General features: G+C 66.3%; 14 protein-coding genes. 13 read left to right on the top strand and 1 reads right to left on the bottom strand.

The features are described from left to right. Positions 1–2: 2 nt before the first annotated feature. Positions 3–221: a (2Fe-2S)-binding protein gene (locus RHOSA_RS22285; protein WP_037256280.1), complete on the bottom strand. Its 219-nt coding sequence runs from the start codon at positions 219–221 to the stop codon at positions 3–5. A 249-nt stretch (positions 222–470) separates the two neighbouring features. On the opposite strand from RHOSA_RS22285, the gene trkA reads away from it, so the two are divergent. The 13 genes from trkA to RHOSA_RS0112510 all read left to right on the top strand — a co-directional run bounded on the left by trkA (position 471) and on the right by RHOSA_RS0112510 (position 14,384). Then, positions 471–1,847: a Trk system potassium transporter TrkA gene (trkA, locus tag RHOSA_RS0112570; protein WP_027288946.1), complete on the top strand. Its 1,377-nt coding sequence runs from the start codon at positions 471–473 to the stop codon at positions 1,845–1,847. Between the two features lie 131 nt (positions 1,848–1,978). Next, complete coding sequence (locus tag RHOSA_RS22280) at positions 1,979–2,878, top strand: D-amino-acid transaminase (RefSeq protein ID WP_051432111.1); 900 nt, start codon at positions 1,979–1,981, stop codon at positions 2,876–2,878. 8 nt (positions 2,879–2,886) lie between these two features. Beyond that, entirely contained in the window at positions 2,887–3,549 is a 663-nt protein-coding gene (locus RHOSA_RS0112560; protein ID WP_037258297.1) for an HAD family hydrolase, read from the top strand. 253 nt (positions 3,550–3,802) lie between these two features. After that, complete coding sequence (gene hfq, locus RHOSA_RS0112555) at positions 3,803–4,054, top strand: RNA chaperone Hfq (RefSeq protein ID WP_027288944.1); 252 nt, start codon at positions 3,803–3,805, stop codon at positions 4,052–4,054. A gap of 42 nt (positions 4,055–4,096) precedes the next feature. Beyond that, complete coding sequence (hflX, locus tag RHOSA_RS0112550; RefSeq protein WP_027288943.1) at positions 4,097–5,416, top strand: GTPase HflX; 1,320 nt, start codon at positions 4,097–4,099, stop codon at positions 5,414–5,416. A 271-nt stretch (positions 5,417–5,687) separates the two neighbouring features. Then, entirely contained in the window at positions 5,688–5,975 is a 288-nt protein-coding gene (gene groES, locus RHOSA_RS0112545; RefSeq protein WP_027288942.1) for a co-chaperone GroES, read from the top strand. A 30-nt stretch (positions 5,976–6,005) separates the two neighbouring features. Further along, positions 6,006–7,679: a chaperonin GroEL gene (gene groL / locus RHOSA_RS0112540; protein WP_027288941.1), complete on the top strand. Its 1,674-nt coding sequence runs from the start codon at positions 6,006–6,008 to the stop codon at positions 7,677–7,679. 128 nt (positions 7,680–7,807) lie between these two features. Beyond that, positions 7,808–8,623: an inositol monophosphatase family protein gene (locus RHOSA_RS0112535; protein ID WP_037256277.1), complete on the top strand. Its 816-nt coding sequence runs from the start codon at positions 7,808–7,810 to the stop codon at positions 8,621–8,623. A 131-nt stretch (positions 8,624–8,754) separates the two neighbouring features. After that, a complete protein-coding gene (gene recO / locus RHOSA_RS22275) occupies positions 8,755–9,522 on the top strand; it encodes a DNA repair protein RecO (RefSeq protein ID WP_200372024.1) in 768 nt (255 codons plus the stop codon). Between the two features lie 11 nt (positions 9,523–9,533). After that, positions 9,534–10,832 carry an NAD(P)/FAD-dependent oxidoreductase gene (locus tag RHOSA_RS0112525; RefSeq protein ID WP_081728703.1) on the top strand — a complete coding sequence of 433 codons (1,299 nt, stop codon included), beginning with the start codon at positions 9,534–9,536 and terminating at the stop codon, positions 10,830–10,832. 71 nt (positions 10,833–10,903) lie between these two features. Further along, positions 10,904–11,290, top strand: a complete 387-nt coding sequence (locus RHOSA_RS24300) for a DUF4345 family protein (RefSeq protein ID WP_051432109.1) — start codon at positions 10,904–10,906, stop codon at positions 11,288–11,290. A 79-nt stretch (positions 11,291–11,369) separates the two neighbouring features. Then, a complete protein-coding gene (parC, locus tag RHOSA_RS0112515) occupies positions 11,370–13,613 on the top strand; it encodes a DNA topoisomerase IV subunit A (RefSeq protein WP_027288938.1) in 2,244 nt (747 codons plus the stop codon). A 132-nt stretch (positions 13,614–13,745) separates the two neighbouring features. After that, positions 13,746–14,384 carry a biotin transporter BioY gene (locus tag RHOSA_RS0112510; protein WP_027288937.1) on the top strand — a complete coding sequence of 213 codons (639 nt, stop codon included), beginning with the start codon at positions 13,746–13,748 and terminating at the stop codon, positions 14,382–14,384.

Below are 14,384 nucleotides of genomic sequence, written 5' to 3'. Positions count from 1 at the left end.
CGCTATTCGGAAGGCTTGGCGGCGGCCCCTTCAAGATAGGCGCCCGTGCCCGTTGGCTGGGGCGCGAGTTCGTCCAGGATCGCGCGGATCGACTTTGCGCACTTGCCGCACTGCGCCTGGCAGCCGCGGGCCTTGTAGACATCGGATACGGAACAGCGACCCTGGCCTGCACAGGCGCGGACGTGTTTGTCGGAGATGGCGTTGCACAGACAGATGTACACGGGGACCGGCGCTCCAGCGACCCTGCAAATGAGACTGATGTGCAATTGCACCACTCGCCGTGTTTCGCGTCAAGAGGGATCGAGCGCGTTTTGTTGACACCAGAGTTGCCACGCAGATGGCGCGCCTGGGCGTGTGGAGAAGCGTTTTCCACGGGGCGTACGGTGCTCTAGGCTGGCGCGGACGCTGGACGCCGCTTGCCGACCGGGCGAGTCGGCGCCAGTCCCGCCAGATTACAACGGCAGGCAGGCATGAAGGTTATCATCTGCGGGGCCGGGCAGGTCGGCTTCAACATCGCGCGCTATCTCGCGAGCGAGAACGCCGACATCACGGTCATCGACCGCTCGCAGGAGCTGATTCAGCGGATCACCGACACACTGGACGTCCAGGGGTTGGTGGGCTTCGCCTCCCACCCGGACGTGTTGGAGCGCGCGGGCGCGGCCGACGCCGACATGGTGGTCGCGGTCACCTACGCCGACGAGGTCAACATGGTGGCTTGCCAGATCTGCCATTCGATCTTCGAGGTGCCGACCAAGATCGCGCGGGTGCGCCACCAGTCCTACCTCGATCCGCAGTGGTCCGATCTGTTTTCGCGCGAGCATATGCCGATCGACCACATTATCTCGCCCGAGATCGAGGTGGCGCGCGCGATCGGCCGGCGGCTGCAGGTTCCGGGTGCGTTCGACGTGATCCCGCTGTCCAGCGGCAAGGTGTCGCTGATCGGCGTGCACTGCACGGAATCGACGCCGATCCTGAACACGCCGCTGCGCCAGCTGACCGGCATGTTCCCGGATCTGCACATCGTGATCGTCGGCATCCAGCGCGAAGGTCGCGGCATCGTGCCCACCGCCGACGATCAACTGCTGGAGGGGGACGACGTCTACTTCGTCGCCGAGACCTCGCACCTGATGCGCGCCATGGCCGCCTTCGGCCACGAGGAGCGCGAGGCGCGCCGGGTGATCATCGTGGGCGGCGGCAACATCGGCCTGAACCTTGCCCGGCAGGTCGAGCAGCACAATCCGCACGTTGCGCTCAAGCTGGTCGAGGTCGACAAGGCCCGGGCGGAGCAGGTGGCCCAGACGCTGGACCGCACCGTGGTGATCCACGGCAGTGCATTGGATACCGAGATCCTGGAAGAGACCAACGTCAAGACGGCGGAGGCGATCGTCGCCGTCTCCAACGACGATGAGGTCAACATCCTGGCCTCGCTGCTCGCCAAGCGCTACGGCTGCCGCCGGGCGGTCACGCTGGTCAACAAAACGAGCTACGGCGGGCTGATCGGCTCGCTTGGCATCGACACGGTGGTGAGCCCGCGGGCGATTACCGTGTCGACCATTCTGCAGTACGTCCGGCGCGGGCGGATCCGCTCCGTTCACTCGCTTTCCGAAGGTTTCGGCGAGCTGATCGAGGCGGAGGCGCTGGAGACCTCCAGCCTGGTCGGCGTGCCGATCAAGGATGCGCGCCTGCCCGAGGGCGTGCTGATCGGGGCGATCGTGCGCGGCAAGCGCATCGTGATCCCGCGCGGCGAGACGGTCGTGCGCGCCGGCGACCGGGTGATCATCTTCTCCACCACGTCCAGCGTGAAGAAGGTGGAACGTCTGTTCTCCGTAAAGCTGGAATTCTTCTGAGCCGGGCTTGGCTGGATTCCCGGACGCCATCCGGCTAAACAGGGGCTGCCGGGGTGGTCGGCTGCGCCCTCCCGCGCGTTGTTCCGCGCCCGCGTCTTCCAAGCAATCGTCCGACTGAAGAGGCTCAACACATGCCGCGCTACGCCTACGCCAACGGCCGCTTCGTCCCGCACAACCAGGCCAGCGTCCATATCGAGGACCGCGGCTACCAGTTCGCCGACGGCGTCTACGAGGTCGTGCCGGTGCACCAGGGTCACGTGGTCGACGAGGAGCCGCATCTGGACCGGCTTGAGCGGTCGCTCGCCGAGTTGCGGATCGACATGCCGATGACGCGTCACGCGCTCAAGCTGGTCAGCCACGAACTGATCCGGCGCAACGTGCTGACCAACGGCTTTATCTACATGCAGGTGACCCGTGGGGTCGCCCCGCGCGACCACAAGTTCCCGAAGTCCAAGCCGCGCCCGGCGCTGACGATGACCACGCGGCAGTTGCCGGCCAAGTCGGAGGCGCAGCTGGAGCAGGGGTTCGCCGTGATTACCGCGCCCGACCAGCGTTGGAAGCGCTGCGATATCAAGTCGATCGCGCTGCTTCCGAACATTCTGGCGAAGCAGCAGGCGGCCGAAGCCGGGTGCGACGAGGCCTGGCTGATCGACGCCGACGGCAACGTCACCGAAGGTGCGGCGACCAACGCTTGGATCGTCACGCCCGACAAGAAGGTGGTTACCCGTCAGGCCGACCATGCGATTCTGCCTGGTATCACGCGGCTGTCGTTGACCAAGTTGATGGCGCGCGAGGGCTACGAGCTGGAGATTCGTCCGTTCAGCAAGGAGGAGGCGATGAACGCCACCGAGGCGTTCCTGACCTCTTCGACCAACCACGTCATGCCGATCACCAAGATCGATGGCCAGCCGGTCGGTAACGGTCACCCCGGCATCCTGACCCTGAAGCTCCGCGAGGCCTACGTTGAGCAGGTCGTGAACGAGGGTCGCGGTGCGGCACCGGGGGACATCTACAACTCGATGGCCGTGTGAGCCTGCCGATGAGCGATGCCGCACGACCGCGCGGCCTACTGTTCGACTGGGACAACACCCTGGTCGACAGTTGGGCGGCCATTCACCACGCCCTGCGGGTCACGTTCGAAGCGCTTGGCCATCGTCCTTGGAGTTTCGAGGAGACCAAGGCGAACGTGCGCAAGAGTGCGCGCGAGGCCTTCCCGGAACTGTTCGGCGCTGAGGCGGCTCGGGCGACCGAGATCTTCTACGACACCTTCGCGCAGGATCATCTGGAGAGCTTGACGCCGTTGCCCGGCGCCCATGATTTGATCGTGGGCCTGGCGCAGGAGGGCTACGCGGTGGGCGTGATCTCCAATAAGCAGGGTCAACTGCTGCGCGCCGAGGCGGCCGCGCTTGGCTGGGACCGGCATCTGATGGCCGTGGTCGGCGCGAATGATGCGGTGCGTGATAAGCCGGACCCGGCGGTGGTGGATTATACGCTCGCCGGCGGTCCGATGGCGGATGTCGAGCGGGGGCGGCTGTGGTTCGTTGGCGACACCGACATCGACCTTGCCTGCGCACACAACGGCGGCTGCGTGCCGGTTCTGCTTCGGGAAACGCCGCCGGCGGCGGGCGAGTTCGAGGGATGCGCCCCCGCCCAGCACTTCCCGAACTGCGGGGCCTTGTTGGCTTATTTGCGCGCCCATTAAAGTGTTTTTGTGCTCTGCACACCTTGATAGCTTTCCGCGTACGTCCGACATTCGGGTGCGAGCGTGTCGCCATTGCGGTGGCTGTCGCAAGCCGGAGGCGGTAATCGTCGGAGGCAACGGTACCGCCGATGGAGTCGGCCGGTACCGAACTGATGCCAACGGCGTTACGTAACAATAAGGGCGCGGTCCGCACGCAATCCCCGCGGCGGCCGACGCCGAACAGTGAAGACATAACAAAAGAGGGGATTATTGAATGGCCGCTGACAAGTCCCAGAACGTTCAGGACGTGTTCCTGAACCACATCCGCAAGCAGAAGGTTCCCGTGACCGTATTCCTGGTCAACGGGGTGAAGCTCCAGGGCATCGTGACCTGGTTCGACAATTTCTGCGTTCTGCTGCGCCGCGACCAGCATTCGCAGTTGGTCTACAAGCATGCCATCTCGACGGTGATGCCGGCCTCGCCGATTTCCCTGTTCGAGGGCCAGAAGGAGGAGGCCGAGGCCTAAGTGAGTGGCAACCGGCCTGAAAAGGGTGTCCTCGATAGCGCGGTGCCCGGCCGTACCAACGACCGGCGCGCGTCCAACCAGCGCGCGTTGGTCGTTCATCCCGACTTGCGTACCGGCGAGACGCTATCGCGCACGCCCGAGGCCCGGCTCGACGAGGCCGCCGGCTTGGCCGAAGCGATCGACCTTGAGGTGGTCGCGGCCGAGGTTTGCCGTGTGTCGCGGCCGAACGCAGGGACGTTACTCGGCAGCGGCAACGTCGAACGCTACCGTCTACTCGTCCAGGTTGAGGAAATCGGCATCGCGATCGTCGATGCCGATCTGTCCCCTGTGCAGCAGCGCAACCTGGAGCAGGCCTGGAACTGCAAGGTCGTCGACCGTACCGGTCTGATCCTGGAGATCTTTGGGGCGCGTGCGCGGACCAAGGAAGGCCAGCTTCAGGTCGAACTCGCCGCGTTGACCTACCAGCGCTCGCGTCTGGTGCGCTCCTGGACCCACCTGGAGCGCCAGCGCGGCGGCTATGGTTTCATGGGCGGTCCCGGCGAGCGCCAGATCGAGATGGACCGCCGGATCATCGACGACCGGATCACCCGGTTGAAGCGCGACCTGGAAGAGGTCCGCAAGACCCGCGACGAACACCGCAAGCAGCGCCGCCGGGTGCCGTATCCGGTGATCGCGCTGGTCGGCTACACCAACGCCGGAAAGTCGACGCTTTTCAATCGGCTGAGCCGGGCGACGGTGTTCGAGCACGACATGCTGTTCGCCACGCTCGACCCGACGATGCGCGGCATCCGGCTGCCGGACGGGCAGGACGTCATCCTGTCCGATACCGTGGGCTTCATCTCCGACCTGCCGACCCAGCTCGTGGCCGCTTTCCGCGCGACGCTGGAGGAGGTGCAGGAGGCGGACATCATCGTTCACGTCCGCGACGTTTCCCACCCCGACAGCGAGGCGCAGAAGCAGGACGTCGAACAGGTGCTGCGCGAACTCAACGTCGGGACGGCGGTCGACGAGGGCTTGGTCGAGGCCTTGAACAAGATCGACAAGCTCAGCCCCGAGCAGCGCCAGGCGGTCGAACAACAGGCCGCACGCGATCCCAACGAGGTACCGGTCTCGGCCCAGACGGGCGAGGGGACACAGGCGCTTGGCCGTGCGATCGAGGCGCGCCTGTCCGCGAGCTTCCGGTGCGTCGACGTGCATGTCCCGCTGGAGGACGGCCGGGCGCTCGCCTGGCTGTACGACCGCGGGCACGTCATGGACCGGCACGACGACGAGCGTTATGCCCACCTGCGCGTCCACCTCGATCCGGCGGATGTGGAACGCTTCCAGTACCGCCACGGCGAGCACGTTCAGGTCGACAACTGATTTTCCCGCCACAACACGCTGTGCGCGCGCTCCGGCCGCGTGGTGATCGACTGGCCAAATATTGCCGCCCCCGGCTGGTTGACGGTGGGCGGACGGGTTCGTATATGCCGGATAGCACTCGGCGGGCGGGAGTGCTAACAGCCCCGCCCGCAAGGCTCATCGGCCCGCTCCGCGGGGCCGGTGGATACGCGCTTAGCCGCACCGAAGTTGCAGACGCGTAGCCAAGAACCGAAACGCAAACCGTCAAACAAGACAGTCTGAGAGGGGTCCAATGAAATTCCGGCCGCTGCATGACCGCGTAGCCGTCGAGCCGATGGAGCAGGAGGAGAAGTCGGCCGGCGGTGTGATCATTCCGGATACCGCCAAGGAGAAGCCGATGCAGGGCAAGGTCGTCGCCGTCGGCGACGGCGCCAAGGGCGACGACGGGAAGAAGGTCCCGCTCGACGTCAAGGAAGGCGATACGGTCCTGTACGGCAAGTGGGCCGGCACGGAGATCAGCATCGAGGGTCAGACGGTGCTGGTCATGCGCGAGTCCGACGTCATGGGCGTCGTGGCGTAAGAAAAGACGGCCAAAGGAGGTAACGAGACAATGGCAGCCAAAGACGTACGCTTTAGTCAGGACGCCCGGCAGCGGATGCTGCGCGGCGTCGACACGCTCGCCGACGCGGTCAAGGTGACGCTCGGCCCGAAGGGCCGCAACGTCGTCATCGACAAGTCGTTCGGGTCCCCGCGGAGCACCAAGGACGGCGTGTCGGTCGCCAAGGAGATCGAGCTCCAGGACAAGTTCGAGAACATGGGCGCCCAGATGGTCCGTGAGGTCGCGACCAAGACCTCGGACGTTGCAGGCGACGGCACCACCACGGCGACCGTACTGGCGCGCGCGATCGTGCGCGAAGGCGCCAAGGCGGTGGCCGCCGGCATGAACCCGATGGACCTGAAGCGCGGCATCGATCAGGCCGTGGAGAAGGTCGTCGAGGACGTGCGCAAGCGCAGCCGCCAGATCTCGACCAACGACGAGGTCACGCAGATCGGCACGATCTCCGCCAACGGCGACAAGGAGATCGGCGGCATGCTGGCCGACGCGATGAGCAAGGTCGGTCAGGAAGGCGTGATCACGGTCGAGGAGGCCAAGAGCCTGGAGACCGAGCTCGACGTCGTCGAGGGCATGCAGTTCGATCGCGGGTATCTCTCGCCTTACTTCGTGACGAACAGCGAGAAGATGCTCTGCGAGATGGAGAATCCCTACATTCTCCTGCACGAGAAGAAGCTGAACAGCCTGCAGCCGCTGCTGCCGCTGCTGGAAAGCGTCGTTCAGTCCAACCGTCCGCTGCTGATCCTCGCCGAGGACGTCGAGGGCGAGGCGCTGGCGACCCTGGTGGTCAACAAGCTGCGCGGCGGCCTCAAGGTCGCGGCGGTGAAGGCGCCGGGCTTCGGCGATCGCCGCAAGGCGATGCTGGAGGACATGGCGGTCCTGACCGGTGGTCAGGTCGTCTCCGAGGATCTCGGCATCAAGCTGGAGAACGTCACCCTCGACATGCTGGGTGAGGCCAAGAAGGTCGAGATCAGCAAGGACGAGACCACGGTCGTCGACGGCGCTGGCAAGCAGAAGGAGATCGACGAGCGGGTCAAGCAGATCAAGGGTCAGATCGAGGAGACCACCTCGGACTATGACCGCGAGAAGCTGCAGGAGCGCTTGGCCAAGCTGGCTGGCGGCGTAGCCGTGATCAAGGTCGGCGGCGCCACCGAGGTCGAGGTGAAGGAGCGCAAGGATCGCGTCGACGACGCGATGCACGCCACCCGCGCGGCCGTCGAGGAAGGCATCGTGCCCGGCGGCGGTACGGCGCTGCTGTACGCCGTCAAGGCGTTGGACGGCCTCAAGGGCCAGAACAACGACCAGACGGTCGGCATCGACATCGTCCGTCGCTCGCTGCAGGCGCCGGTGCGTCAGATCGCCGAGAACGCCGGCTTCGACGGCTCGGTGATCGCCGGTAAGCTGCTGGAGCAGGACGACTTCAACTACGGCTTCGATGCCTACAACGGCGAGTACTGCGACCTGGTCAAGGCCGGCGTGATCGACCCGACCAAGGTCGTGCGCACCGCCGTGCAGGACGCCGCGAGCGTGGCGGGTCTGCTGATCACGACCGAGGCCATGATCGCGGAGCACCCGGACGAGAATTCCGACAGCCAGGGCGGCGGCGGCGCCGGCGCCGGTGGCATGGGCGGAATGGGTGGCATGGGCGGTATGGGCGGCATGGGCTTCTAAGAAGTCCGGCTGCCCGGTACCGCTCGGCTTCCGCCCGAGCGTTTCGGACGCATCCATGGATCGGGGCCGCGGGATCTTCTCGCGGCCCCTTTCTTTTGCGCCGTTCCTCCCCGATACTCGCGACCGTCATGCCCCGCTTCGATCCCGACACCGTCAGCCGCCTGATTCGCGAAACCGCGGAAACGGAAATCCTGCCGCGCTTCCGTCACCTTGCGGACGGGGAGGTGATGCGCAAGCAGGGCGGCGAGCTGGTGACGGTCGCCGACGAGGCGGCGGAAGCGCGCCTGTCGCAGTTGCTGAGCGATCACCTGCCAGGCTCCGTCGTGCTGGGCGAGGAGGGGGCTGCGCGCGATCCCAGCGTGTTCGACCGGCTGAACGACAGCGATCCCGTCTGGGTCATCGATCCCATCGACGGCACCAACAACTTCGCCGCTGGCCGGGAGACGTTCGCGGTCATGGTGGCTTTGGTGCAGGGCGGGGAAACGCTGGCTGCCTGGATCGACATGCCGGCCAGGGACACATGCATTGCCGGCGTCGCCGGTGCCGGGGCGACGCACGATGGCGAGCGGATCATTCTCGACCAGCCGGAACTGGCCGCCGCCGAGATGTCGGGCACGTTGAACGCCAGTACCTTCGCCACGAAGGCAATGGCCCGACAGGTCGATAAGCGTCGGTCCCGTGTAAGCGCGGTCAAGACGCTTGGGTGTGCGGGAGCGGAATACGTCCGCTTGGTTTCCGGCGAGATCCGCTTCGCCCTGTTCACCAAGCTGATGCCCTGGGACCACGCCCCGGGATCCTTCATCCTGGCGGAAGCCGGTGGCGTCGCCCGTCTGCTCGACGGTCACGACTACGTCCCCACCCGTCGCGAGGGGAATGGTCTTCTGCATGCCTATAGCGAGCAGGCCTGGCACACGGTTTACGAGGCCCTGTTCGGCGATCTGTAGAGCGACGCCGGGGACGGGGCAGGCCGTCGGCGTGTGGGGCTGTTCCCCGGTGCGTTGCTGACGCGTTCAGCGTAGACAGGCCACCTCAATGACAACTCGACAGGCGCGCTTTGCCGCGCCATCTATCGGCTATGATCGAATGGCGTGACGAAGGCATCGTGCTATCCGCGCGGCCGCATGGCGAGGATGCGGTCGTGGTGCAGTTGCTGACCCGTGAGCGCGGCCGGCATGCCGGCTTGGTCCGTGGCGGGCAGTCGAAGCGTCAGCGCGGCACCTTTCAGCCAGGGAACCGGGTTGATGCGTCCTGGAAGGCGCGGTTGCCGGATTACCTGGGGACCCTGACCTGTGAACTGCAGAGCAGCCCGGTCGCACGCCTGTTCGACCATCCGGAGCGATTAGACGCCCTGTCGGCCGCGGTCGGTGTCGCGGAGCATGCGCTGCCGGAGCGCACAGCCCATCCAGCCGCGTTCGAGGGGACGGCGGCGCTGCTGGAAGCTCTGTACGGCGACCACTGGGCGGAAGCGCTGGTGCACTGGGAACTGCTGCTGCTCCGCGAGGTCGGTTTCGGACTCGACTTGACGCAGTGCGCCGGCGGCGGGCCGAACGACCAGTTGGCATTCGTCTCCCCACGTACGGGCCGCGCGGTGTCGCTGTCCAAGGGGGAGCCGTATCGCGACAAGCTGCTGCCGTTGCCGGGCTTCCTGGCCGGCTACGGTGGTGGAGGCGTTCGAGAGGTCGCGCTTGGCCTCAAGCTGACCGGCTATTTCCTGCGTCGACACGTCTTCCACCCCGACGATCGCGACCTGCCGGCCGCGCGTCTGCGTGTCGCGGAGCGTTTCGAGCGAACCACCGGGGAGGATGCCGGAGCGGCTCTGGACCCGGCACCGGGGAGCGGCTAGATCACGTGCCCATGGCCGGATCCAAGACCCACCAACAAGTCGACAGGGAGGCCGCCACTCCCCACACCACGCCCCACGTTGTGATCGTTGGCGCCGGCGCGGTGGGCGTCGCCGCCGGGCTGCACCTGCAATTAGCGGGCGCGCGCGTGACGTTGCTCGATCGCGGCGCGCCTGGCGAGGGGGCCACGTACGCCAACGGGGCCGTGATCGGTGAGGACCACGTGGTCCCGGTCGCGACTCCAAGCGTGCTGACCGACCTGCCGCGGATGCTTTTCAACAGTAAAAGCCCGCTGGCGGTGCGCTGGTCCTACCTGCCAAAGCTGACGCCCTGGCTGTGGCACTTCGTCAAGCGCGCGCGCTGGTCGGAGGTCGAGCGAGTTTCGCACGCGCTGCGAGATTTGCTTGAAGGCTGCATGGCGTCGTTCGATCCGCTGCTCGAGGCAGCGGAGGCACATGACATGCTGCGTAAGACCGGTTGGCTCGGCTTGTACGAAACCAAGGCCGGGTTCGATGGTTACCAGCGCAGCCTGGAGGTTCAGCGCCGGCGCGGCGTACGCGCGGAAGTGATCCCGGCGGAAGAACTGCGGCAGTTGGAACCGGCGTTGGGCGCGTCCCAGCGCTTCCATGCTGGCATCTACTACCCGGATGTCGGCTACGTGAGCGACAGCCTTGGTCTCGTGCAGGTCCTGGCACGCGCATTCCGGCAGCGGGGCGGACGGATTCTGCGGGAAGAGGTGTACGACTTCGAAATCGGTGTAGAAGGGCCGGAGGCGGTGCTGACGGATCGCGGCCGGCACGCCTGCGATCGGTTGGTGATCGCTGCGGGCGCGTATTCCCGTACATTGGCCCGCCGCCTGGGCAGCGACCCGTTGTTGGATACGGAGCGTGGTTATTCGCTCACCCTGCCGAACCCGGGCGTGCGGCCGCGCATGCCGGTTTGCTCGACCGAGCGTGGGCAGGTCTGCACGCCGATCGACGCCGGGCTGCGCCTGGCCGGCACGGTCGAGCTGGCCGGTTTGGACGCACCGCCGGACTGGCGGCGGGCGGACATGTTGCTGGAGAATGCGCAACGCTGGTTTCCTGGGGTCGACGGCGAAGGGGCCGTGCGCTGGATGGGCTTCCGCCCGTCGATGCCGGACAGCCTGCCGGTGATTTCCCGGAGCCCGCGGTTCGCCAACACGGTATTTGCCTTTGGCCACGGCCATTGCGGCCTGATGCTCTCCGCGCGCACGGGCGAGCTGGTCCGTGACCTCACGCTCGACCGGCCGACCGGCATCGACGTTTCGCCCTTCCGGGTGGACCGGTTCTGACACCCCCTCTCTTTTCCGAGAAGAGAGGGATGCACTTTGACTCAGACGCTTGATTTCAAAGGACGATTCCCATGCTCGCCGCCCGCCTCATTTGCGCCCTGTCAGCCCTGGTTTGCCTGCTCGTGGGGCTGTGGAGCCTGCTCGACCCTGCCGGGGTCGCGGGGATGATCGGTTACGTTTTCGCAGGTCCCGCGGGGCAGGTGGAATTCGTGACGGTCTACGGCGGCTTCTACACCGGGGTGGGCGCGTTCCTGGCCCTGGCGACGCTGCGCGAGGACTGGCTGATCGCCGCGCTGGCGATGTCGACGCTGGGCGCCGGCGGGGCGTTCGTCGCACGGCTGGCCGGTACGCTTGCGATCGGTACGGCGCCTGGACTGACCCTCGACCTGCTGATCTCGGAAGCGGTCTGGGCCGGGTTGAGCGCGGTGGGCTGGTATCTCGCCAGCCGCCGTGGTTGAGCGCCGCTCACCGTTCTTGTGGCGTTAACCGGGCGTCTCTACTGTCTTCCACGTCTATGATCCCGAGTCGGAGTTCCCGATGAGCGACCTGCTGGCCGACGAGCCAGGCGGCAACGTCCGCGACGTGCGTTTGAGCGAGGCGCTTTCCGAGCGCTATCTCGCCTACGCGCTGTCGACGATCGTCTCCCGCTCGCTGCCGGACGTGCGCGACGGCCTGAAGCCGGTGCACCGCCGGCTGCTTTACGCCATGCGCCAACTGCGTCTGGAGCCCAACAGCGGCTTCAAGAAGTCCGCGCGCGTGGTCGGCGACGTGATCGGTCAGTATCACCCCCACGGTGATCAGGCGATCTACGATGCGCTGGTGCGTTTGGCGCAGGACTTCGCGCTGCGCTATCCGCTGATCGACGGGCAGGGCAACTTCGGCAACATCGACGGCGATAACCCGGCGGCGATGCGCTATACCGAAGCGCGCCTGACCGAGGTTGCGATGGCGCTTCTGGAGGGGATCGACGAGGACGCCGTCGACTTCCGTCCGACCTACGACGGTGAGGGGCAGGAGCCGGTCGTTCTGCCGGCGAGCTTCCCGAACCTGCTGGCCAACGGCGCTCAGGGCATTGCGGTCGGCATGGCAACCTCGATCCCACCGCACAACGCGGGCGAGGTGTGCGAGGCGCTGCTGCATCTGATCGACCATCCCAACGCGCGGATCGAGACGCTGATCGACCGCATGCCGGGGCCGGACTTCCCGACCGGGGGTATCCTGGTCGAACCGCGCAGCACGATCGTCGAAGCCTACACCCACGGCCGCGGCTCGTTGCGGGTGCGCGCGCGTTGGCATCGGGAGGCTCTGAAGGGCGGCACCTACCAGGTGGTCGTGACCGAGATGCCTTATCAGGTGCCCAAGGCGCGGCTGGTCGAGAAAATCGCTGATCTACTGGCCAACCGGAAGCTGCCGGCGCTGCACGACGTACGCGACGAAAGCACGGACGAGGTGCGTCTGGTGCTGGAACCGAAGAGTCGCAACGTCGAGCCGGCCGCATTAATGGAAAGCCTGTTCAAGCAGACCGAGCTGGAGACGCGCGTCGGCTTGAACATGAACGTGCTCGACGCCGACACCACCCCGCGGGTGATGGATCTGCGCGAGGTGCTGCAGGCCTTCCTGGATCACCGGCACGATGTCCTCGTACGGCGTACCCGTCATCGGCTTGGCGAGATCGCCAGGCGCCTGGAGGTGCTGGACGGCTACCTGGTCGCCTATCTGAACCTGGACGAGGTGATCCGGATCATCCGCGAGGAGGATCACGTTCGGCAGAAGCTGATCGATACCTTCAACCTGACCGAGATTCAGGCCGACGCGATCCTCAACATGCGCCTGCGCGCCCTGCGCAAGCTGGAGGAGATGAAGATCCGGGAGGAGCACCAGAAGCTCACGGAGGAGCAGGCCGATCTCCAGGACCTGATGAACGATGAGAGCCGACGCTGGCAGCGCATCGGCGACGACCTGAAGGCGATCCGCAAACGCTTCGGCAAGGATACAGAGTTGGGCCGCCGGCGCACCGAGCTGGGTGAGGCGCCCGCCGATATCGACGTGCCGGTCGAGGCGTTCGTCGAGCGCGAGCCGATCACCGTGATCTGTTCGCGCAAGGGCTGGATCCGGGCGATGAAGGGCCATCTGACCGACACCAGCGAGGTCAAGTACAAGGACGGCGACGGCCCGCGTTTCGCGGTGCACGCCCAGACCACCGACAAGATCCTGATCTTCGCCACCAACGGTCGCTTCTATACCCTGAACCCCGACCGCCTGCCGGGCGGGCGCGGCTACGGCGAACCGCTGCGGCTGATGATCGACCTGCCGAACGACGCCGATGTGGTGGAGATTCTGAGCCACAAGCCGGGCCGCAAGCTGTTGGTGGTATGCGACAGTGGCCATGGGTTCATCGTCGACGAGGATGACACGGTCGCGCAGAAGAAGGGCGGCAAGCAGATCCTGACCGTACCCAGCGGTCACGAGGCCAAACTCTGCCGTCCGGTGCCCGACGAGGCCGATCACATCGCCGTCGTCGGCGACAACCGCAAGCTGCTGGTCTTCCCGCGCAACGAACTGCCGGAGCTGGCCAAGGGCCGTGGCGTCTTCCTGCAGCGTTATAAGGACGGTGGGTTGGCCGATGCCAAGGCGTTCAAGCTGGATGACGGCTTGACCTGGAAGATCAACGCCGAACGCACCCGGACCGAAACCGACCTGCGGGCCTGGCTCGGCAAGCGCGCCACGGCCGGTCGGATGGTGCCCAACGGCTTCCCGCGCAAGACCGGCTTCGGCGCCTAGCCTCAAGACTTGACGGCGCCGTGTCGGCGGCGGTTCTTTGCAGCGCCGAACGCAGCCGTTTATAAAGGCAGCTAGGCGTAACGAGCCTGCACACACCAACCGGACAGTTTGATTGAGGGGGGACCACCACCCATGAGTAGCAGGGCGATGCCCGCCACCTTGGCGGATGCGATCTGGACGACCAAGAGCGGCAGCCGCAGTTGGCTGCGCAACGGCGCGCTGGCTGTCGTCGGCAGCCTGTTCGTCGCCGCCTGTTCGCAGATTCAGGTGCCGATGTGGCCGGTGCCGATGACCATGCAGACCTTTGCCGTGATGACCGTCGGGATGGCCATGGGCTGGCGCCTGGGCGCGGCGACCCTGGCGCTCTATACCCTTGAGGGCGCGCTTGGCCTGCCGGTGTTCGCCGGCTTCAGTGCGGGCCCGGGCGTGCTGATGGGGCCGACCGGAGGCTATATCCTGCCGGGCTTCATCCTCGGCGCGGCTTGCGTCGGCTATCTGGCCGAGCGGGGCTGGGACCGGAAGGTCTGGAAGAGCGCTGTCGCCAACACCCTGGGCACGCTCGTTCTGTTCGTCCCCGGCGTTGCCTGGCTCGCGACCTTCTATGCGGCGGCCGACGGGCCCAGCATTGCCGGAACCGGCGCCGAAACCGCGCTGGGTGCGGCGGTCGTCACCGGTGTGGTTCCCTTCCTGCTCGGTGGGGCGCTGAAGATCGCGCTGGCAACCGCTGTGGTGCGTGCCGGCTGGGGCGTATTTAACCGCCTGCGCGGCTAA

Source organism: Rhodovibrio salinarum DSM 9154, from assembly GCF_000515255.1.
In the GTDB taxonomy this organism is placed as follows: domain Bacteria; phylum Pseudomonadota; class Alphaproteobacteria; order Kiloniellales; family Rhodovibrionaceae; genus Rhodovibrio; species Rhodovibrio salinarum.
Note: the sequence above shows the minus strand (reverse complement) of the source record. Positions and strands in the feature narration are given on the sequence as shown.

Excerpts from the sequence above, each read along its gene's own strand:
- RHOSA_RS0112510 (WP_027288937.1), top strand. The coding sequence starts at position 13,746 with ATGAGTAGCAGGGCGATGCCCGCCACCTTGGCGGATGCGATCTGGACG.
- RHOSA_RS0112525 (WP_081728703.1), top strand. The coding sequence starts at position 9,534 with ATGGCCGGATCCAAGACCCACCAACAAGTCGACAGGGAGGCCGCCACT.
- RHOSA_RS22280 (WP_051432111.1), top strand. The coding sequence starts at position 1,979 with ATGCCGCGCTACGCCTACGCCAACGGCCGCTTCGTCCCGCACAACCAG.
- RHOSA_RS0112560 (WP_037258297.1), top strand. The coding sequence starts at position 2,887 with ATGAGCGATGCCGCACGACCGCGCGGCCTACTGTTCGACTGGGACAAC.
- groES (WP_027288942.1), top strand. The coding sequence starts at position 5,688 with ATGAAATTCCGGCCGCTGCATGACCGCGTAGCCGTCGAGCCGATGGAG.
- RHOSA_RS0112535 (WP_037256277.1), top strand. The coding sequence starts at position 7,808 with ATGCCCCGCTTCGATCCCGACACCGTCAGCCGCCTGATTCGCGAAACC.
- parC (WP_027288938.1), top strand. The coding sequence starts at position 11,370 with ATGAGCGACCTGCTGGCCGACGAGCCAGGCGGCAACGTCCGCGACGTG.
- groL (WP_027288941.1), top strand. The coding sequence starts at position 6,006 with ATGGCAGCCAAAGACGTACGCTTTAGTCAGGACGCCCGGCAGCGGATG.
- hfq (WP_027288944.1), top strand. The coding sequence starts at position 3,803 with ATGGCCGCTGACAAGTCCCAGAACGTTCAGGACGTGTTCCTGAACCAC.
- recO (WP_200372024.1), top strand. The coding sequence starts at position 8,755 with ATGATCGAATGGCGTGACGAAGGCATCGTGCTATCCGCGCGGCCGCAT.
- trkA (WP_027288946.1), top strand. The coding sequence starts at position 471 with ATGAAGGTTATCATCTGCGGGGCCGGGCAGGTCGGCTTCAACATCGCG.
- RHOSA_RS24300 (WP_051432109.1), top strand. The coding sequence starts at position 10,904 with ATGCTCGCCGCCCGCCTCATTTGCGCCCTGTCAGCCCTGGTTTGCCTG.